The sequence below is a fragment of the Paenarthrobacter sp. AB444 genome (assembly GCF_028736865.1).
Taxonomy (GTDB): domain Bacteria; phylum Actinomycetota; class Actinomycetes; order Actinomycetales; family Micrococcaceae; genus Arthrobacter; species Arthrobacter nicotinovorans_B.
In genome coordinates this window covers 215,887-237,046 of sequence record NZ_JAQZBY010000006.1, presented here as the reverse complement: position 1 = coordinate 237,046, position 21,160 = coordinate 215,887, and the positions used below count along the sequence as shown (strand labels likewise).

The window sequence follows — 21,160 nt, the reverse complement described above, 5'->3', positions numbered from 1 at the left end:
TCCGATATACCGCAGGTGCCAGGATTCGTAGAAGTAGCCCGTGGTGTCATGGAACATCCAGGGGTACCTGACGACGAATCCGTACTTGTGCGCATTGGCCTTGGCCCAGATGGCTGCCGGTTGCTCGGCGAAGCATGGCTGGAAGCTGCAGGCTCCGCCGCCGTCGCCGATATCGAAAGCCCAACCCGTCTGGTGCTCTGAGTGGCCCGGGCGTGCCGAAGCACGGTCGGCCGCGGCCTGCCCGGTGCTGGCGACGTATCCGTTGTAGGTGGACACCTGGGTGGTGTAGGAGCGGTAGCCCGAAGCCAACGTCATGATGACGCCCTCCGAAGCAGCAGCGCCGAACATCTTTTCCGCGGCAGCCGCCGTCGTGCTGTTCAGCAGGGCTGCTTCACCGCTGACGGCGAGCCGTACGGCCGGCTGCACCAAATCTGCGGGCACAAAGTTCTGCGGGTTCAAGGGACGGTGCTTATTGACGATGACCCAGGGGCTGGTGGGGTCGGTCAACGAGTGCTGGGTCTTCAGGGTGCTGGACGGAACCGGGCTGGCCGTGGGCTCCGCAGCGGCTGTTGGCTCTACCGTTGGCGCGGCAGTGGGTGCAGCAGCGCTACTGGTAACGGCCGCTGAAGGCGTGGCGTCGGCCTGAACCGGCACCGTAGCGGCAGCGGGGGAGGGCGTGCCATTCTGCGGCGTGCAGGCGGTCAAGGCGGCCAGTCCGGCGCCGGCAGTGAGCAGCCCGGCGAAGGCCCGCCGGCTGGGCAGCGGCGTGTTCTCGTTGCGCAACTAGACCTTCCTTAACAGCATGCGCCGGATGGAGTGGTCCGCGTCCTTGGTGAGCACCAGCTGAGCGCGCCCGCGCGTCGGCAGGACGTTTTCCTTCAGGTTGGGCTCGTTGATGCGCTTCCAAATGCCCCGGGCGGTGGATTCGGCGTCTTCGTCGGACAAGGTGGCGTACCGATGGAAGTAGGACTCGGGCTGGGCGAAAGCGGTGCTCCGCAGCTTCCGGAAGCGGTCCACGTACCATTCCTCGATGTATGAGGTCTTGGCGTCGACGTAGATGGAGAAGTCGAAGAAGTCACTGATCGCCAGGCCTTGTTTTCCGTCCATGCGCGGCCGGGCCGGGGCAAGCACGTTCAGGCCCTCGACGATCAGGACGTCGGGGCGCCGCACCACAACCTCCTTGCCCGGCACGATGTCGTAGGTAACGTGCGAGTACCACGGTGCCCGGACTTCCTCGGCACCGCCCTTGACCTCCGACACGAAGCGGAGAAGTCCCCGCCGGTCATAGGACTCAGGGAAACCCTTGCGTTCAAGGAGGTGGCGGCGCTTGAGCTCGGCCAGCGGGTAGAGGAAGCCGTCCGTGGTGATGAGTTCGACGTTAGGCGTGCCCGGCCAGCGGCGCAGCATCTCGCGGAGCACGCGGGCGATGGTGGACTTGCCAACCGCCACGGAACCGGCGACGCCGATCACGAACGGCGTGCGCTGGGTCTGTTCACCCAGGAAGGTGGTGGTTGCCGCGTGCAGCTGGTGCGAGGCTTGGACGTAAAGGTGAAGGAGCCTGGACAGGGGCAGGTAAACCTCCCTGACTTCCTTCATGTCCAAGGGATCTCCAAGCCCCCGCAGGCGGAAAATGTCCTCTTCGTTGAGGGGCTGCTCCATCTGCGCCGCGAGCCGGGACCAAGTCTGACGGTCCAGCTCAACAAACGGGGAAGCGCCGTCGCCATTAGCTTCGGTGCGTTGCAAAGTCACGATCATGATTCTGCCCTCCGCGCGGCTGATCAGGAAATGCGCGATGACCAGAGGGTGAATTGTGTGCTCCTAAAAGGGGAGCAAGTACCCTTGGAAATAGGATGTCCCACGTCAGTTGTTTGCAGAAGCCGCTAGGCTTGTATCCATGTGTGGAATCGTAGGCTATGTTGGCAATTCGTCTCGCGAGGCAGCTGGTTACAGCGCCCTTGACGTCGTGGTGGAAGGGCTGCGCCGTCTGGAGTACCGCGGATATGACTCCGCTGGCATCGCAGTAGTAGCCGATGGGGCAATCTCATCGCGTAAGAAGTCCGGCAAGCTGAGCAATCTGGTCGCGGAACTGGAAGCTCATCCCGTTCCCGAGTCCCTGACGGGCATTGGCCACACGAGGTGGGCCACGCACGGTGGCCCCACCGACCGTAACGCCCACCCGCACCTCTCCGATGGCGGCCGCCTGGCTGTCATCCACAACGGCATCATTGAGAACTTCGCTGAGCTCCGCCAGGAACTGCTCGCCAAGGGTGTCACGTTCGAATCGGAAACCGACACCGAAGTGGCTGCCGCCCTTCTGGGTGACATCTTCCGGAACCAGCTCAAGGGCGACGGCGGCAACCTCACCGAAGCGATGCGCCTGGCCTGCCAGCGCCTTGAGGGTGCGTTCACGCTCCTGGCAGTGCACGCAGACCAGCCCGACGTCGTGGTTGCTGCCCGACGCAACTCACCCCTTGTGGTGGGCCTGGGCGACGGCGAGAACTTCCTCGGTTCCGACGTCTCCGGCTTCATTGACTACACGCGCCGCGCGGTGGAACTGGGCCAGGACCAGATCGTCACCATCACGGCCGACTCTGTGGAGATCACCGACTTCTTCGGTGCTCCCGCTGAAGGCAAGGAATACCACGTTGACTGGGACCCGGCATCGGCTGAAAAGGGTGGCTTCAACTCCTTCATGGAGAAGGAAATCCACGACCAGCCTGACGCCGTGGCGCAGACCCTCCTGGGCCGCTCGGACCTCAACGGCCAGTTGACCCTGGACGAGCTCCGGATCGACCCGGAGCTCCTTAAGCAGGTGGACAAGATCATCGTCCTCGCCTGTGGTACTGCCGCGTACGCCGGCCTGGTGGCCAAGTACGCCATCGAGAACTGGTGCCGTATCCCCACGGAGGTGGAGCTCGCCCACGAGTTCCGCTACCGCGATCCGATCGTGGACGCGAAGACGCTGGTGGTTTCCATCAGCCAGTCCGGTGAAACCATGGACACCCTGATGGCCGTCCGCTACGCCCGCGAACAGGGCGCCAAGACGATCTCCATCTGCAACACCAACGGCTCCACCATTCCGCGTGAATCCGACGCTGTGCTCTACACGCACGCCGGTCCGGAAATCGCTGTTGCGTCCACCAAGGCATTCCTCGCGCAGATCACTGCCGCCTACCTCCTGGGCCTCTACCTGGCCCAGCTGCGCGGCAACATCTTCTCCGGCCAGATCAAGGATGTCCTCGCGGACCTGAACAAGATCCCGGCCAAGATCCAGACGATCCTCGACAACGCAGGACCCCTGCGCGAGCTCGCCCGCAGCATGAAGGACGAAAAGTCCGTGCTGTTCCTGGGCCGCCACGTGGGGTACCCGGTGGCTCTCGAAGGTGCGCTGAAGCTCAAGGAAATCGCCTACATCCACGCTGAAGGCTTTGCCGCGGGCGAACTCAAGCACGGCCCGATCGCCCTGATCGATGACGGCCAGCCGGTCTTCGTCGTCGTGCCGTCCCCGCGCGGCCGCGACTCGCTGCACTCCAAGGTGGTCAGCAACATCCAGGAAGTCCGCGCACGCGGTGCACGTACCCTGGTCATCGCTGAAGAGGGCGACGAGTCGGTCAAGGACTACGCGGAGCAGGTGTTCTACGTTCCCGAAACGCCGACGCTGCTCATGCCGCTGCTCACCACGGTTCCGCTGCAGATCTTTGCTGCCGAACTGGCCGGGGCGAAGGGTTACGACGTCGACCAGCCGCGTAACCTCGCCAAGAGCGTGACCGTAGAATAACGCCATGATCGTTGGCATTGGCGTAGACGTCGTAGACATTGAGCGGTTTGGCCGGCAGCTTGAACGGACTCCAGGCCTGAGGGACCGGCTGTTCGTGCCGGCTGAGCGCGAACTCAACACGCGGTCCTTGGCAGCCCGTTTCGCGGCCAAGGAAGCTGTTGCCAAGGTTCTGGGCGCGCCTGCGGGCATGAACTGGCAGGACTGCTGGATTGGCCTGGACCAGAACGGTCCAACCGTTCAGGTCAAGGGAACCGTGCTTGCCGTGGCTGAGGCCAAGGGCGTCAAGCGCTGGCACCTGTCAATGAGCCACGACGGCGGCATCGCTACGGCGACCGTGCTCGCCGAGGGCTAGACGGACACAACGAAACATGATCAGCGCCTTCACCGGACAACAGATCAGGGACGCGGAACAACCGCTCCTGGACTCCGGTGAGGGCGCTGTTCTTATGCAGCGGGCAGCGTATGGCCTTGCCCAAGCTGTGATCCGCGAGCTGAGGAAAAAGCGCCGGCTGGCAGGAGCGGGCGCGACGGTTCTTGTCGGCAAAGGCAACAACGGGGGCGACGGTCTCTACGCTGCAGCGCAGCTGGCCCGCCGCGGAATGCGGACGACGGCGATACTCGCCTCGGAAACTGTCCACACGGAGGCTCTGGCTGCCTTCAAGGCTGCTGGCGGCCGGGTTCTGCGGCTGGAGGGCTCCAACGCGGAAGAATTCGCGGTCCTGTGTGCCGGCGAAGACGTGGTCATCGATGCCCTCCTGGGTACGGGCGCCCGCGGCGGTTTGCGGGATGCCCCAGCTGAACTCGTGGCGGCGCTCCAGGAGCTGCGGCCTCCGCTGGTGGTGGCATGCGATGTTCCCAGCGGCGTGGATGCAGGCATGGGCGAGGTCCACTGGCCTGTCCTGGATGCCGACCTCACCGTCACCTTCGGGGGCATCAAAGCCGGCCTGCTGAGTGACCCCGGTGAAGGCTGCGCCGGCCGCGTCGAACTGGTGGAGATCGGCATCGAGTCCACGCTGCTGCAGGAACCCCCGGAACTGCGCCGGCTCACGGCCCGGGACCTGGGCGCCTTGTTGCCCCGCCCAACACGGCGCGCCCACAAATACTCCCGGGGCGTCTTGGGAATCGTTGCAGGCTCCAGCCGCTTCGCCGGCGCAGCTGTTTTGAGCGTGCATGCCTCTGCCCTGGCCGGGGTTGGCATGGTGCGGTACCTCGGCCCTGAATCAGCGGCCAGGATGGTTCTCAGCCGGACCCCGGAAGCCCTGTGGGAGCCCCAGGACCCGGGCCGGGTGCAGGCCTGGGTGATGGGGCCGGGCGTTGATGGGCAGGAACAGCTTGACCGGGCAGGAGCTGCCGTTGAGACTGCGCTCCGTGATGACCTTCCGGTGGTCGTGGACGCGGGGGCTCTGAGCCTCCTGCCAAGCCACTGCCCGCCGCACTGGATCCTCACTCCGCATGCCGGTGAACTCGCGACGCTGCTGGACTCGCTGCCTTCCACAGGCGAAGTGGCCGTAACCCGCTCCGACGTCGAATCCCGCCCCCTGCACTTCGTACGGCAGGCCGCGCAACAAACCGGAGCCACAGTGCTCCTGAAGGGTGCCACCACCCTGGTGGCATCGCCATCGGGAACTGTGTTCAGCCAGTCCGACGGTACCCCCTGGATGGCGACCGCCGGGAGCGGCGACGTCCTGGCAGGGATCCTCGGCGCTTTGGTGGCGCAGGCTGCGCAGGAGCTGGCAGACGACGACGGTGCATATGCCGCTTTGGGTTTGGACCCTGACGACCGCTGGGCTGCTGTTGCAGCCGTGGCAGCAAGCATCCATGGACGGGCGGGAGCGCTGGCTTCGGCAGATTGTGGTGGTGGCCCCATTACAGCCTCGGCGATCGCTGAGGCCGTTCCGCGCGTTATGGGTTCGCTCAGCGCGGAATACGACCGAACAATACCGTAAGGTTACTGTCGTTGTCAGGGTCATGAGTAGGCTTGCAACAGTTGTTCGCATCAGCAAGAGGAGAACGCATGGAAGTCTGGCCTGGATCGGCTTATCCGCTCGGAGCCACGTTTGACGGTACCGGCACCAACTTTGCACTGTTCAGCGAAAGGGCTGAGCGGGTTGAACTGTGCCTCTTCGACGACGACGGCGGCGAAGTCCGCGTCGACGTTGTGGAAGTGGACGGCTATGTTTGGCACTGTTACCTCCCGACGGTGCAGCCCGGACAGAAATACGGCTACCGCGTCCACGGTCCCTACGACCCCGACGCCGGCCAACGCTTCAACCCCAACAAGCTCCTGCTCGACCCCTACGCCAAGGCAGTGCACCGGCAAATCGACTGGGATCCTTCCCTGTTCTCGTACAACCTGGGAGACCCCGACTCCCGCAATGACGAGGATTCGGCAGCACACATGATGCTGGGCGTCGTCATCAACCCCTTCTTCGACTGGGACGGCGACAAGCTCCCCAGGATCCCGTACCACAAGTCGGTCATTTACGAAGCCCACGTCAGGGGACTCACGCAGCTGCACCCCGAGGTCCCGGAAGAGCAGCGCGGAACGTACGCCGGCGTTGCGCACCCGGCAGTGATTTCGCACCTGCAAAAGCTGGGCGTCACGGCCATCGAACTGATGCCGGTGCACCAGTTCGTCAACGACGGGATCCTCCAGGACAAGGGCCTGAGCAACTACTGGGGCTACAACACCATCGGCTTCTTCGCCCCGCACAACAGCTACAGCTCCAAGGGCGATACCGGCCAGCAGGTCCAAGACTTCAAGGCCATGGTCCGTTCGCTGCACAACGCCGGCATTGAGGTCATTCTCGACGTCGTCTACAACCACACCGCAGAAGGCAACCACCTGGGCCCCACGCTGTCCTTCAAGGGCATCGACAACTCGGCCTACTACCGCCTGGTGGAAGACGACCAGAAGTACTACATGGACTACACGGGCACGGGTAACTCCCTGAACGTGCGCAGCCCGCACTCCTTGCAGCTGCTTATGGACTCGCTGCGGTATTGGGTGACCGAAATGCACGTGGACGGGTTCCGCTTCGACCTCGCCTCCACCTTGGCCCGCGAGTTCTACGACGTCGACAAGCTCTCCACGTTCTTCGAACTGATCCAGCAGGACCCCGTGGTGTCCCAGGTGAAGCTCATTGCAGAACCGTGGGATGTCGGACCCGGCGGCTACCAGGTGGGCAACTTCCCGCCACAGTGGACGGAATGGAACGGCAAGTACCGCGACACCGTCCGCGACTTCTGGCGGGGCGAGCCCTCCACGCTCGGTGAGTTCGCTTCCCGGCTGACGGGCTCGGCGGACCTCTACGAGCACTCGGGGCGCCGTCCGTTCGCATCCATCAACTTCGTCACCGCCCACGATGGCTTCACCCTGATGGACCTGGTGTCCTACAACGAGAAGCACAACGAGGCCAACGGCGAGGACAACAACGACGGCGAATCCCACAACCGCTCCTGGAACTGTGGCATCGAAGGACCGACCGACGACCCCACCGTCCTCGCTCTGCGGGCACGCCAGCAGCGCAACTTCATCGCCTCCCTGTTCCTGTCCCAGGGCGTCCCGATGCTCCTGCACGGTGACGAACTGGGCCGGACCCAGCAGGGCAACAACAACGGCTACTGCCAGGACTCCGAACTCACCTGGATCAACTGGGAGCACGTGGACCAGCCGCTGATCGAGTTCACCGCGGCAGTCAGTGCCCTGCGTGCCAAGCACCCCAGTTTGCGGCGCAGCCGATTCTTCGACGGGCGTCCCGTTTTGCGTGGGGAGGGGGAGCGGCTTCCGGACATCGTCTGGTTGGACGCTGACGGAACCACCATGAGTCCTTCGGACTGGGACGAAGCCCTGGGCCGTTCGGTGGGTGTGTTCCTTAACGGTGACGGCATCCACGGCCGCGACAACCAAGGCCGACGCATCACCGACGTCAACTTCCTCCTGTACTTCAACGCGGACCAGGAAGAGGTGGACTTCCGGATTCCTTCCGACGAGTACGCACCGGCCTGGGACGTGATGATCGATACCGCAGGAGAGGGCGCGGAAGCCGGCGTCATCAAGCCGGACCAGATCCTCTCGGTCGGCGGCAAGTCGCTGGTGGTACTGCGTGCCCACAGCACCCCCGAGATCGAACCGGACCACTCCGTGGCCGCCTCGCTGGCAGCCCTGACGCAGACCAGCACCCCGGAAACGGCCTCCATCACGGCGCCCGCCGTGACGTCCCTGCCGTATGACTACAAGGAGGCCCCTGCAGAAGAGGCTGCTCCTGCAGAAGAGGCTGCTGGGCCCGGCGACGACAGCGATGCTGTTGAAGCCGGCGAAGCGGAGGAGACGGAATCATGAGGACGCCAGTCTCCACGTACCGCCTCCAAATCCGTCCCGGTTTCACCTTGCAGGATGCCGCCGGGCTCACGGGCTACCTGAAATCACTGGGAATCGATTGGGTGTATGTCTCGCCAATCCTGACCGCCGAGCAGGGATCGGACCATGGCTATGACGTGACCGACCCCTCCACCGTTGACCCGGCCAAGGGAGGTCCCGAGGGCTTGGCCGCACTGTCCAAGGCTGCCAAGGACCATGGCCTCGGGATTCTTGCGGACATCGTGCCCAACCACATGGGTGTTGCCTCTCCCAAGCAGAATGCCTGGTGGTGGAGCCTCCTGAAGGAAGGGCAGGAGTCCAAGTACGCGGAGGCGTTCGACATCGACTGGGACTTCGGCGGCGGCAAGATCCGGATCCCGGTGCTCGGCAGCGACGACGACCTCGATGAACTCAAGGTCGTGGACGGCGAACTGCACTACTACGATCACCGTTTCCCGTTGGCTGATGGAACCTACGGGGCCGGCGACAGCCCCAAGGATGTCCACTCACGCCAGAACTACGAGTTGATCGGTTGGCGACGGGCCGACGCGGACCTGAACTACCGCCGGTTCTTCGCCGTGAACACCCTGGCGGGCATCCGGGTCGAGATCCCGTGGGTCTTCGACGAATCTCACGCCGAAATTGTCCGCTGGTTCCGTGAGGGCTTGGTTGACGGCCTCCGCATCGACCATCCGGATGGGCTTGCCGATCCTGAAGGCTACCTTGCAAGGCTTCGCGAAGTCACCGGCGGCGCCTACTTGCTGGTGGAGAAGATCCTGGAACCTGGCGAGCAGCTTCCGGAGACCTTCAATTGCGAAGGCACCACCGGGTACGACGCCCTCGCGGACGTCGACCGCCTGTTTGTGGACCCCACGGCCGCGGAATACCTCAACTCGCTCGATGCGCGGCTGCGGAACTCGGAGAAACCGGCCGATTACGCCGAGATGATCCATGGGACCAAGCGCCGCATCGCCGACGGCATCCTCCGCTCGGAGATCCTCCGGCTTGCGCGCTTGGTGCCGGCCACGCTGGAACTGCCGTTCGCCAAGGTAGCCGATTCCCTGGCCGAGATCATCTGCTGGTTCCCCATCTACCGGACCTACCTGCCCCATGGCGCGAAAACACTGGTCGAGGCGATCGAGAAAGCAGGGCGTCACCGTCCCGAACTTGAGCCCGTCCTGGGCAAACTGCAACCACTGCTGCTGGATGCCGGCAACGCTCTGGCTCAACGGTTCCAGCAGACCTCGGGCATGGTGATGGCCAAGGGGGTGGAGGACACCGCGTTCTTCCGCTACACCCGGCTCGGCTCGCTCACCGAGGTCGGCGCGGATCCGACCGAGTTCTCCCTGCCCAACGGGGTCTTCCACGAGCGGATGGCGCGTCGCCAGCAGCTCCTGCCGCACTCCATGACCACCCTGAGCACGCACGACACCAAGCGGAGCGAGGACGCCAGGGCCCGGATATCGGTCATTTCCGAGGCCGTGCCGGAGTGGGAACTGTTCCTTGGCACGGTGCAGCAGCTCGCACCGATCCCGGACGGCCCGCTGGCTGCCTTGGTGTGGCAGTCGATCGTTGGTGCTTGGCCGGCAGACCGCGGACGCCTTCAGTCCTATGCACTGAAAGCGGCACGCGAGGCCGGCAACTCAACCAACTGGACCGACCCGAACCCGGAGTTCGAACGGCAGCTGGCAGCCGCCGTCGACGCCGCGTTCGACGTTCCCGAGGTCGCGGCCGCGCTGACCAACTTCGTGGCCGAGCTGGAACCGTATGGAACCTCCAACTCACTGTCCGCCAAGCTGATCCAGCTCACCATGCCAGGCGTCCCGGACGTCTACCAAGGCACGGAGTTCAGGGACGGCTCCCTGACTGACCCGGACAACCGCCGGCCAGTGGACTTCCAGGCCCGCCAGGCGGCACTGGCGAAGCTGGACCAAGGGACCACTCCATCCTTCACGGAGGAATCCGCCAAGCTGCTGGTGGTTTCCCGTGCGCTGAGGCTACGGAAAACCCGGCCGGAGCTGTTCGAAGGGTACTTGCCCGTCGCAGCGCAGGGGGCTGCAGCGGCGCATGTTGTGGCCTTCGACCGCGGTGCGGGCCGACGAGGTGCATTGACTGTGGCCACGCGTCTGCCCAGGCGTCTCGCCCGGGAAGGCGGCTGGCGGGACACCACCATCGAACTCACCGTGAACTGCAAGGACGAACTCACCGGAGCAAGCTACGGCCCCGGCCCCGTCCAGGTGGGGAAGCTGCTGGAACGGTACCCGGTGGCGCTGCTGGTACCCACCGACTGAAGCCAACCTGAATTCGCGGCAACGCACGCTTAAGGAACGTACAGGGGAACATCATGCTCAAGCACGCTGCTGGAAAAAATAGATTTGATGTGTGGGCGCCGAACGCCAAGAGCGTTCGGCTGGTGGCCGGAGGCCACGAGTACGGCATGGAGCAGTTCGACGACGCCGCCGCTCACGGTTGGTGGCACGCGCCGGCTGACGTCGTGGCGCAGGATGCCGACGGCGTGTCGTACGGCTATCTCGTGGATGGAGAAGGGCCGTTCCCTGACCCACGCTCACGGCGGCAGCCGGAGGGAGTCCATGGGCTGTCCGCAATTTTCGACCCTTCCATCCATGAGTGGAAGGACGGCGGGTGGAAGGGGAAGAACCTCAAGGGCTCGGTCATCTACGAGCTGCACCTCGGAACCTTCACCCCCGAGGGCACGCTGGATGCTGCCGCTGCGAAATTGGACTACCTGGTGGACCTGGGCATCGATTTCATCGAGCTCCTGCCGGTCAACGGGTTCAATGGGGTGCACAACTGGGGCTACGACGGTGTTCTTTGGTACGCCGTCCACGAGCCCTACGGTGGCCCGGCCGCCTACCAGCGCTTTGTTGATGCTGCGCATACGGCGGGGCTCGGAGTCATCCAGGACGTTGTCTACAACCACCTCGGTCCCAGCGGGAACTACCTGCCAAAGTTCGGGCCCTACCTGAAATCGGGGGAGGGCAACACCTGGGGCGACTCAGTGAATCTTGACGGCCCGGGCTCGGACGATGTGCGGCGCTACATCCTGGAGAACGCCGCGATGTGGCTCCGGGATTACCACGTGGACGGACTCCGCCTCGATGCCGTGCACGCCCTCCGTGATGAGCGTGCCGTGCACATCCTCGAGGACTTCGGGGCGTTGGGGGACCAGATCGAATCCGAAACGGGGATCCCACGGACCCTGATTGCGGAATCGGATCTGAACAACCCGCGCCTGATCTACCCCCGCAAGGACAACGGCTACGGTCTGGAAGGCCAGTGGAGCGACGACTTCCACCATGCAGTCCACGTCAACCTCAGCGGGGAGACCACCGGCTATTATTCGGACTTCGATTCGTTGTCCGTATTGGCCAAGGTCCTTGAGCACGGCTTCTTCCATGATGGAAGCTACTCGAGCTTCCGGGAACGCCACCACGGACGGCCCATCCGGCACGACCTCGCCCACCCCTCGGCTCTGGTGGTGTGCCTCCAAAACCACGACCAGATCGGAAACCGGGCAACCGGCGACAGGCTCACGGCGTCGTTGTCCTACGGCAAATTGGCTGTTGGGGCAGTCCTGACCATGACCTCTCCATTTACGCCCATGTTGTTCATGGGAGAGGAGTTCGGGGCGTCAACTCCATGGCAGTTCTTCACTTCCCACCCGGAACCGGACCTGGGCAAGGCTACAGCCGAGGGCCGGATCAAGGAGTTCGAACGGATGGGGTGGGATCCGGCCGTCGTGCCCGATCCCCAGGATCCCGAGACGTTCCAGCGCTCCAAGCTCAAGTGGGAGGAAGCCGGCGAAGGGGACCACGCACGGCTGCTGCAGCTGTACAAGGATTTAGCACAGCTGCGCCGGAACACGCCTGAACTCGTCGACGGCGGCTTTGGAGATACCTCCGTGGAGTTCGACGACGACGAGCACTGGCTGCAGTTCTCCCGCGGCAGTGTCCGCGTGGTGTGCAACCTGGGTGAGGACGCACTCTCGACCCCCCTCCAAGGCTCACTGTTGCTGGCCACCGACCCTGAAGCAGTCCTCGACGAGGACACGCTGACGCTTCCCGGCGGTAGCGCCGCCGTCGTACGCGTCAGCTGAAGCAACCACCAGGCCGGGGTGACGGCGCCCACATGGCGGACAACGCCGTCGCCCCGGTTTCTGCAGTGGCAGGATGGTGCGTATGACTTATTCGGCCGCGGAAAACCGCTACGAAACAATGCCCTACCGCCGTGTTGGACGCAGCGGACTCAAGCTGCCCGCCATCTCGTTGGGCCTTTGGCACAACTTCGGCGACGACAAGCGATTCGACGAGCAACGCGCCATCCTGCGACGTGCTTTCGATCTCGGAGTCAACCACTTCGACCTCGCCAACAACTACGGTCCGCCGGACGGATCTGCTGAAACGAACTTCGGGCGTCACCTGAAGGACGACTTCAAGCCCTACCGCGACGAGCTGGTTATCTCCACCAAGGCCGGCTACTACATGTGGCCTGGACCCTACGGAGAGTGGGGCTCGCGCAAGTACCTGATTTCCAGCCTCGACCAGTCCCTCGAACGCATGGGCCTGGATTACGTTGACATCTTCTACAGCCACCGGCCCGACCCCGAGACGCCGCTGGAAGAAACCATGGGCGCATTGGATTACGCGGTCCGCTCAGGCAAGGCGCTGTACGCGGGTATCTCTTCCTACACCCCGGAGCAGACCCTCGAAGCGGCCCGAATCCTCAAGGAACTTGGCACTCCGCTCCTGATCCACCAGCCGAGCTATTCGATGCTGAACCGCTGGACCGAGAACGGCTCACCCAACCTCTACGAAACCCTGGACCAGGTAGGTGCCGGTTCCATCGCCTTCTCGCCGCTGGCACAGGGGATGCTGACCGACCGCTACCTCAACGGAGTGCCGGCGGATTCACGCGCGGCCAAGGAACGGTTCCTGTCCGAGTCGCAGCTGACCGAAGACAAACTTGACCGTGTTCGTGGGCTGAACGCCATCGCCAAGGAGCGTGGGCAGACGCTCGCCCAAATGGCCGTAGCCTGGATCCTCCGGGACCAGCCAAAGGGTTCTCCGGTGACGTCGGCGTTGATCGGTGCCTCGAGCGTGACGCAGCTCGAAGACACCCTCAGTGCCATCAACAACCTGGAATTCAGCACGGAAGAACTGACGGCGATCGACGAGTTCGCCGTCGAATCCGACATCAACCTGTGGGCGCAGAAGTAACCGTCCAGTAACGACATAAACGGAAGGGACCGGCGGGGAACAAAGCCGGTCCCTTCCCTGTTGGCTACAATGCAAGTGTGCGCCGAATGGCGCCGTGCCAATCAGCCGCGCCCTGTGCTCAGTCAGGGTTTTGCGCTTGGCACCTGAGCTTTAGTTCTCAAAGGAGTTCCGTGTCTTCACATCCGATTCGTGTTGCCATTGTCGGCGTAGGAAACTGCGCCGCATCGCTGGTCCAAGGTGTTCAGTACTACCGCGACGCTGACCCCAAGGCCACGATCCCGGGTCTGATGCACGTCGAGTTCGGCCAGTACCACGTAAACGACGTCCAGTTCGTTGCTGCTTTCGATGTCGATAGCAAGAAGGTTGGACTGGACCTGGCGGACGCCATCGGCGCCAGCGAAAACAACACCATCAAGATCGCCGACGTCCCCGCCACGGGCGTCACCGTTCAGCGTGGCCACACCCTGGACGGCTTGGGGAAGTACTACCGCGAGACCATCGTTGAGGCCCCCGAGGAAGCAGTCGACGTCGTTGCCGCCCTCCGCGAAGCCAAGGTCGACGTCATGGTCTGCTACCTGCCCGTCGGTTCTGAGCAGGCTGCAAAGTTCTACGCCCAGTGCGCCATCGACGCCGGCGTCGCCTTTGTGAACGCCCTCCCCGTGTTCATTGCCGGTACCAAGGAATGGGCCGACAAGTTCACCGAAGCAGGCGTGCCGATTGTTGGCGACGACATCAAGAGCCAGATCGGTGCCACCATCACCCACCGCGTCATGGCCAAGCTGTTTGAAGACCGCGGCGTCACCCTGGACCGTACGTACCAGCTGAACGTCGGCGGCAACATGGACTTCAAGAACATGCTTGAGCGCGACCGCTTGGAATCCAAGAAGATCTCCAAGACCCAGGCCGTCACCTCCAACGTCGAGGCCGAGCTGCACGCCGACGACGTCCACATCGGACCGTCCGACTACGTTGCCTGGCTTGATGACCGCAAGTGGGCATTCGTCCGCCTTGAGGGCCGCAACTTCGGCGATGCCCCGGTTTCCCTCGAGTACAAGCTTGAGGTATGGGATTCCCCGAACTCCGCCGGCGTGATCATCGACGCCATCCGCGCCGCCAAGATCGGCCTGGACCGTGGAGTCGGCGGCCCGCTGCTCTCTGCCTCCAGCTACTTCATGAAGTCGCCGCCGGAGCAGTTCAACGACGACATCGCCCGTGAGAAGGTTGAAGCCTTCATCCGCGGCGACATCGAGCGCTAAACACCGCGCTATCTCTGACGCCCCCGCACTTCTGTGCGGGGGCGTCAGTCGTTTCGGGGCCTCTCTCACGTTCCCGGGGTTTGTGCGGGTCCCTCTCTCATGTTCCCGGGGTTTGGGCGGGTCGCTCTCTCATGTTCCCGGGGTTTGGGCGGGTCCCTCTCTCATGTTCCCCACCCCAATGGAGGAGGGTTTGGGATGAAGCGGTCGGGACGTGAGTGAGGGATGGGGTGAAGCGGTCGGGACGTGAGAGAGGGTTTGGAGGAAACACGGGGGATGTGAGAGAGGGTCAGAAGAGGCCGGTGGGGTTGCCGTCGGCGTCGACGTCCATGCGCATCGCGGCCGGTTCCTTGGGCAGCCCGGGCATCGTCATGACGGCCCCGGTCAAGGCGACGATGAAGCCCGCACCGGTTTTGGGAATCAGGTCCCGGACATGCACCCTGAAACCCTTGGGCGCGCCGATCCGGGAGGCGTCATCGGTGAATGAATACTGCGTCTTTGCCATGCAGACCGGCATGCCGGACCAGCCGTTCTTCTCGATCTCCGCCAGCCGACGCAACGCAGGCACCGAGAATTCGACGCCGTCGGCCCCATAGATCTCCTGCACAATCGTCCGGATCTTGTCCTCGACGGGCAGCTCCAGCGGATAGAGGTGGTGGAAGTCCGACGCCGCGCCCAATGCGGCCGCCACCTTGGCTGCGAGCTCGTCTCCGCCGTCGCCACCACCGCCGCGACCCCAGACATCGGCGACGGCGGCCTCCACGCCTTCGGTGGCGCACCAGGACAAGAGCCATTCGAGTTCCTCGGGCGTATCAGTGGCGAACTTGTTAATGGAGACAACAGGCGTGATGCCGAACTTGGCCACGTTCCGCAGATGCCTCCTAAGGTTCTCCACCCCGGCCGCCATCGCGTCCAGGTCCGGTTCACTGAGGCGCTCCCTGGGAACTCCGCCTTGCATTTTGAGCGCGCGGATGGTGGCAACAACCACGACGGCGGATGGCGCCACGTCTGCGATGCGCGCCTTGATGTCCATGTACTTTTCTGCGCCAAGGTCCGCGCCGAAGCCGGCTTCGGTGACCACGACGTCAGCCAGCTGCATGGCCGTCCTGGTGGCGATCAATGAGTTGCATCCATGGGCGATGTTCGCGAATGGACCTCCGTGAACCAATGCCGGAGTCCCGGCGATGGTCTGGACAAGGTTTGGCTTGATGGCGTCCTTCAGCAGCATGGTGAGCGCGCCTTCAACGCCGAGATCAGCCACGGTCACCGGTGCGCGGTCGTAGGTGTACCCAAAGGTGATCCGGCCCAGTCGGGTCCGCAGATCGTCCAGGTCAGAGGCCAGGCAGAACACGGCCATGATTTCCGACGCCACGGTGATGTCGAAGCCGTCCTGGCGCGGTACGCCCTGGGCGGGGCCGCCGAGGCCTATGACCACTTCCCGCAAAGCACGGTCATTCATGTCCAGCACGCGTTTGAACGTCATGCGCCGTGGATCGATGCCAAGCTGGTTACCTTGGAAGATGTGGTTGTCCACCAACGCCATGAGTGCGTTGTTCGCTGAGGTGATCGCGTGGAAATCCCCGGTGAAGTGCAGATTGATGTCGTCCATCGGCAGGACCTGGGAATATCCGCCGCCCGTGGCCCCGCCCTTCATTCCAAGAATGGGACCCAGTGAAGGCTCCCTGAGGGCAATCATCACCTTGTGGCCCGCACGTGCCAGGGAATCGGCAAGGCCCACCGTTGTGGTCGACTTGCCCTCGCCCGCCGGGGTGGGGGACATGGCAGAGACCAGGACCACTTTTCCCGGTGACTTGTTCCCGGGAACAACCAGCTTGCCAGTGTTGATCTTCGCTTTGTAAGGCCCGTACAACTCCAGGGCGTCACGCGGGATGCCGGCTCTCTGGGCGATCTCCTCGATGGGGAGGATGGCGGCTTGATGGGCAATCTCAAGATCACTCAAGACCTGGTCTTCAGACATCGTTGTCCTTCGGCTGGATGTTCCCGTTTCAGGGCTGACGCTTGTGGCGCAGACGCTGTGCGCGCCAATCTACCAGCACTGGGGCAGGATGCTGAGGAACCTCAACCCCTGGGGAGCAGCAGTCCTCCGACGGCTTCGCGGTAGCTCTCCAGAGTGATGGCAGCCGTGCGTTGCCACCCGAAGGATTCAGCGTGGGTGGCAGCGAGCCTGCCCATGTCTTCGCGGGTTTGCACGTCGTCGTACAGATCCTCGAGGGCATCTGCCCAGTCGGAGGGGTTGTGTCCGTCCACGAGGATGCCGGTGCGGCCATCCGAGATGGCCCGGGAGAGCCCTCCGACGTTGGTGGCAACCACGGGCGTGCCGCACGCCTGTGCTTCCAAAGCGACCAGACCGAAGGATTCACTGAAGGAAGGCATCACTACGACGTCGGCCGAGCGGAACCAGCCAGCCAACTCCGTCGCCACCACCGGCGGGCGGTGAGTAACGACGTCGTCCATTCCGGCGTCGCTGATGATTTGCTGGAGATTGAAGTCCTTGGCCCCGCTGAGCGCACCAAGAATGGTCATTTCCAGGTCAATGTCGGGTCGCCGCTGACGGAGGATGCTGGCGGCCTTGACAAAAATCTGGGGGCCCTTGAGCCGCTGGATCCGGCCTGCGAACAGGATATGGAAGCTGTTCGGCCGCACGTCCAGCCTGGCGCGGGACTTCTTGCGGAAAGCGGGCGTGAAAATGTTCAGGTCCACACCGGGCGGAGCGACATCAATGCGGTCACGGTCCGCTCCATAGTGCGACACGAGCTCATCAGCCTCGGCGGGGGTGTTGGCAATCAGGCGGTCGGCGCCGTCGACAATCCGTTGCTCGCCGTTCTCCCGGCGTCGCGGCTCCGGATGTTCGCCCGGTTGCAGCACCAGGTTCTTCACCTTCGCCATGGTGTGCATGGTGTGCACCAGTGGGACGCCCCACAAAGCGGACAGTTCCAGGCCCGCAACACCGGAAACCCAATAGTGGGAATGGATGGCGTCGTAACGGCCATGCAGCTGCCGGTTCCGAATGTTGTCTATCTCCACCACCATCTGGTGCAGGAGTTCGGGCAGTTCTTCCTTGGGAACCTTGCGGCGGGGTCCGGCGGGAATGTTGTGGACGCACACGCCCGGGCCCGGATGCTCGACGGCGGGCTGGCTGGCTTTGGTGGCCCGGGTGAAAATCTCCACCTCCACGCCGGATTCAGCGAGGGCCATTGCCAAAGCTCGAACGTAGACATTCATTCCGCCGGCATCGCCGGCGCCGGGCTGCTCCATGGGGGAGGTATGCAGCGACAGGAACGCCACACGACGGACCATCGGCATGGCATCCCTCCTGACTTTCACCACTTCACTGCAGAAAACACTACTCCTGCCGGTGCATGCCCCGGGAAAGTGCCCCCCGGTATGTGGACAGTCGCTGGAAAGTCGCCGCTATGTGGAAAACCCCCGCCCTACCAGGCTGCTAGCGTGTGGCCTGTGAGCCAAGAACAAACCTTCGACATCCGCAAGGCAAGCGCAGAGGACTGGGCCGGGATCTGGTCCATCCTGGAGCCCGTGATCCGTGAAGGCGAGACCTTCACCTGGGACCGGGACACCACCGAGGAAGCGGCCAAGGCCAAGTGGACCAAGGAAGCTCCCGGCCAGACCTTTGTTGCCGTGGACAAGGAAACCGGCAAGATCCTGGGCACCGGTGAGTTCCATGCCAACCAGGGCGGCGGCGGAAGCCACGTGGCCAACGCAGGCTATATGGTGGCGGCCAACCATTCGGGCCAGGGTATTGCCCGCGCTCTCTGCGCATACTCCCTTGAGGAGGCCAAAGCCTCAGGTTTCTACTCAATGCAATACAACGCCGTGGTGGAGAGCAACGTCAGGGCCGTATGGCTGTGGCAGTCGATGGGGTTCCGTATCCTCGCCACCGTCCCGGAGGCCTTCAACCACCCTGAGATCGGCTACGTCGGCCTGCACGTGATGTACCGCAAGCTGTAAAGCCGGAGCGTCACTCCCAGAGCCCGGCCAGCGTGGGAAATGCCTCCTCATACCCCGCGAGCAGTTGCCGGCCCAACAGTTCCGATCCAACCAACGGATGCGAGGCAAAGGCCTGGACAGCTGCCTCGCGGTCGTGCTCGCGCACCGCGCGGATCGTGAGCCGCTCCACCTCCTTGACGTGCTGCATCAAGGTGAGGAACTGCCCGGGCGGGCGATCCTGCGCAACCGCCACCGCGCCGTCGGGCGTCACCTGGGACGGGACTTCGACGACGGCGTCCGCCGGCAACCCGGGCACCGCCACCCCAGCGGCGGTGTGAGTCGCCAGCACTGGCGCGTTGGGCACGTTGAGGATGAGCTGGGCGGTCCCGCCTCCCGCGAGAGCCCGCATGACGGACAAAGCCACCCGCTCATAACCGCCGCCGGCGAGGTCGGCCTCATCCCGTTGTTCCCCGTGGAGGCGGGCTTCGGCAAGGTATCCCTCTTCTCGGGACCGCCGCGCCGCGTCCCAGAGGGCGTAGGGATCGCCGGACCGGAGCAACTCCGGATACAGGGAATGCTGCTGTTGGTGGATGGATGCCCCACGGGTCTGGCTTTGTCCACGGATGGCTGCCGTGGCCTGCGCTGTTTGGTAGTAGTAGTACAGGTACTCGTTGGGGATGCACTGGAGTCTCTCCAAGAGGTGTTGCCCGAACAGCCGCCCTTCCTCCAGCGACTCCAGGGCGGTGCGATCCTGCAGCAACCCGGGCAGCAGCTCCGTTCCACCTGGCGCCAGCCGGTAGAGCCAGCCGAGGTGGTTCAGCCCGTAGTAGCCCACGCCGTCGAGATTTCCCTCCTCCAGCGCAAAGCCCGCCGCCCGCGATGCCCGCTGGACCAGTCCTCCGGCGGAATCGCAGATCCCGATGACCCGCTTCCCAAGGACCGGCACCAAGGCCTCCGTGACCATTCCCGCAGGGTTGGTGAAGTTGATCAACCAGGCCTCGGGGCAATGACGCAGCATGGCCTCGGCGAGTTCCAGCATCCGGGGGATGGATCGAAGGGCATAGGAAATTCCCCCCGCGCCGGTGGTCTCCTGGCCCAGCAGGCCAAGGGACAACGGAACGCCTTCATCAGCGATCCGGCCAGCCGTTCCGCCGGGCCGGATGGCCGCGAATACGACGTCGGTCCCCGTGAGCGCTTCGTCAAGATCCGTACAGCCCACGACGGCGGGAACGGAGCCGGAGGTTACTGGCATGGCGCTCAGTACGGTCTGGATGGCCCTGAGCCGCTGATCGTCGACGTCGTAAAGCACCAGTTCGCTGACCAGGCCGGCGAACGGGCCCTCACACAACGCCCGGTACACAAGGGGAACCCGGAACCCGCCACCACCGGCGATCATGAGCCGCATGCTCCGAGTCTATGCAGCCCTGCAAGCTCCGGCGTAGTGTGCCGTTCATGGACGCTATGCCCCAGCGACGATTCGACCCCCTGTCCGCCGTGAGGTCCGACGCCGACGCCGGATGCGATCTCCTCCTGACCGGCACGGTCTTCCAAGACATTATTTTCACGGGCCTTCCCCAAGCACCTGAACCCGGTACGGAAGTATGGAGCGAGGGGATGGGAAGCTGCCCGGGAGGAGTCGCAAACCAGGCCATCGCCGCAGCCCGGCTTGGACTACGTACCAACCTTGCTGCCACCTTTGGCGATGACGGCTACGGCGACTACAACTGGCAGATCCTGGAAACACAGGAACACGTGGACCTGTCCTTGTCCCGGCGGATTCCCGGATGGCACTCACCCGTGACCGTCTCCATGTGCGTGAACCAGGACCGCTCCATGGTCACGCACGGCCACCCTGCCCCGATCACTTCATCCCAGTTGATTGGCCAGCCTCCCCGGGCGCTCGCAGCAGTGGCCGACTTGGAAGAGGAGATGGAGCCGTGGATGGTTGCAGCAAAGGCAGCCGGCACCAGGCTCTTCGGCGTCGTGGGATGGGACCCGACCGGACAATGGTCGGAGCGCAGGCTGGACCAGCTCGAAAATTACTATGCCTTCCTGCCCAACGCGCCGGAGGCCATGGCCTTCACCGGCAAGTCCGATCCCTGGGCGGCGTTGTATGCCCTGGCCGACCGCGTTCCGGTGGCGGTGGTGACCCTTGGCCCCCAGGGTGCGGTGGCAGTCGATTCCGAAAGCGGTGAGGAAGAGTGGGTTCCCTCCTTGCCTGTTTCGGCCGCGGATCCTACGGGGGCGGGGGACTGCTTCGGGGCGGCCTTCATTGTGGGATGCCTCTCCGGATGGCGGCTGGGGGACCGCCTCCGCTTCGCCAACCTGTGCGCCTCCCTGGCCGTCCAACAAGTCGGCGGATCCTTGGCCGCGCCAGGGTGGGGTGACATCGCGGACTGGTGGCAACGGGCCAACGCGCGGAAGGAACGCCAATCCAGCCAATGGTTGCGTCGCTTCGCGTTCCTGGAACCGATCGTGAAGGATATCCCGGCCGAAGCCCAACGTCGCGCGCGTGCCACGATAGCCCACTTGTCGGACGCCCAGTAGAGCTGGGAGCACACCCGCA

At 64.0% G+C, this 21,160-nt stretch carries 15 protein-coding genes; 10 read left to right on the top strand and 5 right to left on the bottom strand.

Annotated features, from left to right (window positions below; genetic code table 11):
* The coding region (locus PQ627_RS10140; RefSeq protein ID WP_274260589.1) for a M15 family metallopeptidase at positions 1-783 on the bottom strand (783 nt) is incomplete at its 3' end.
* A complete protein-coding gene (gene coaA, locus PQ627_RS10135; RefSeq protein WP_144659448.1) occupies positions 784-1,755 on the bottom strand; it encodes a type I pantothenate kinase in 972 nt (323 codons plus the stop codon).
* Positions 1,756-1,894: 139 nt separating this feature from the next.
* Here coaA and glmS point away from each other — a divergent pair, with 139 nt between their 5' ends.
* The 8 genes from glmS to PQ627_RS10095 all read left to right on the top strand — a co-directional run bounded on the left by glmS (position 1,895) and on the right by PQ627_RS10095 (position 14,631).
* Complete coding sequence (glmS, locus tag PQ627_RS10130) at positions 1,895-3,778, top strand: glutamine--fructose-6-phosphate transaminase (isomerizing) (protein ID WP_144659449.1); 1,884 nt, start codon at positions 1,895-1,897, stop codon at positions 3,776-3,778.
* A 4-nt stretch (positions 3,779-3,782) separates the two neighbouring features.
* Positions 3,783-4,130: a holo-ACP synthase gene (locus PQ627_RS10125; RefSeq protein WP_066277757.1), complete on the top strand. Its 348-nt coding sequence runs from the start codon at positions 3,783-3,785 to the stop codon at positions 4,128-4,130.
* A 16-nt stretch (positions 4,131-4,146) separates the two neighbouring features.
* Entirely contained in the window at positions 4,147-5,724 is a 1,578-nt protein-coding gene (locus PQ627_RS10120) for an NAD(P)H-hydrate dehydratase (protein WP_274260584.1), read from the top strand.
* Between the two features lie 68 nt (positions 5,725-5,792).
* Positions 5,793-8,120 carry a glycogen debranching protein GlgX gene (glgX, locus tag PQ627_RS10115; protein WP_274260583.1) on the top strand — a complete coding sequence of 776 codons (2,328 nt, stop codon included), beginning with the start codon at positions 5,793-5,795 and terminating at the stop codon, positions 8,118-8,120.
* Complete coding sequence (gene treY / locus PQ627_RS10110; RefSeq protein WP_274260581.1) at positions 8,117-10,429, top strand: malto-oligosyltrehalose synthase; 2,313 nt, start codon at positions 8,117-8,119, stop codon at positions 10,427-10,429. Before glgX ends, treY begins: the two co-directional genes overlap by 4 nt.
* Positions 10,430-10,482: 53 nt before the next feature.
* Complete coding sequence (treZ, locus tag PQ627_RS10105; protein WP_274260578.1) at positions 10,483-12,255, top strand: malto-oligosyltrehalose trehalohydrolase; 1,773 nt, start codon at positions 10,483-10,485, stop codon at positions 12,253-12,255.
* Between the two features lie 82 nt (positions 12,256-12,337).
* On the top strand, positions 12,338-13,375 hold the full coding sequence (mgrA, locus tag PQ627_RS10100; RefSeq protein ID WP_274260576.1) for an L-glyceraldehyde 3-phosphate reductase: 1,038 nt from the start codon (positions 12,338-12,340) through the stop codon (positions 13,373-13,375).
* A 170-nt stretch (positions 13,376-13,545) separates the two neighbouring features.
* Complete coding sequence (locus PQ627_RS10095; protein ID WP_274260573.1) at positions 13,546-14,631, top strand: inositol-3-phosphate synthase; 1,086 nt, start codon at positions 13,546-13,548, stop codon at positions 14,629-14,631.
* 286 nt (positions 14,632-14,917) lie between these two features.
* On the opposite strand, the gene PQ627_RS10090 is transcribed toward PQ627_RS10095, so the two are convergent.
* Together PQ627_RS10090 and mshA are read right to left on the bottom strand one after the other, a co-directional pair.
* On the bottom strand, positions 14,918-16,606 hold the full coding sequence (locus PQ627_RS10090) for a formate--tetrahydrofolate ligase (RefSeq protein ID WP_274260571.1): 1,689 nt from the start codon (positions 16,604-16,606) through the stop codon (positions 14,918-14,920).
* Positions 16,607-16,707: 101 nt separating this feature from the next.
* Positions 16,708-17,952, bottom strand: coding sequence for a D-inositol-3-phosphate glycosyltransferase (mshA, locus tag PQ627_RS10085; protein ID WP_274260569.1), 1,245 nt, complete (start codon positions 17,950-17,952; stop codon positions 16,708-16,710).
* Between the two features lie 153 nt (positions 17,953-18,105).
* On the opposite strand from mshA, the gene PQ627_RS10080 reads away from it, so the two are divergent.
* Complete coding sequence (locus PQ627_RS10080) at positions 18,106-18,615, top strand: GNAT family N-acetyltransferase (protein WP_274260567.1); 510 nt, start codon at positions 18,106-18,108, stop codon at positions 18,613-18,615.
* 10 nt (positions 18,616-18,625) lie between these two features.
* Here PQ627_RS10080 and PQ627_RS10075 read toward each other — a convergent pair whose 3' ends face one another.
* Entirely contained in the window at positions 18,626-19,999 is a 1,374-nt protein-coding gene (locus PQ627_RS10075) for a family 4 glycosyl hydrolase (protein WP_274260565.1), read from the bottom strand.
* 47 nt (positions 20,000-20,046) lie between these two features.
* Between PQ627_RS10075 and PQ627_RS10070 the strand changes: the two genes are divergently transcribed.
* Entirely contained in the window at positions 20,047-21,141 is a 1,095-nt protein-coding gene (locus tag PQ627_RS10070; RefSeq protein ID WP_274260563.1) for a carbohydrate kinase family protein, read from the top strand.
* Positions 21,142-21,160: the final 19 nt, after the last annotated feature.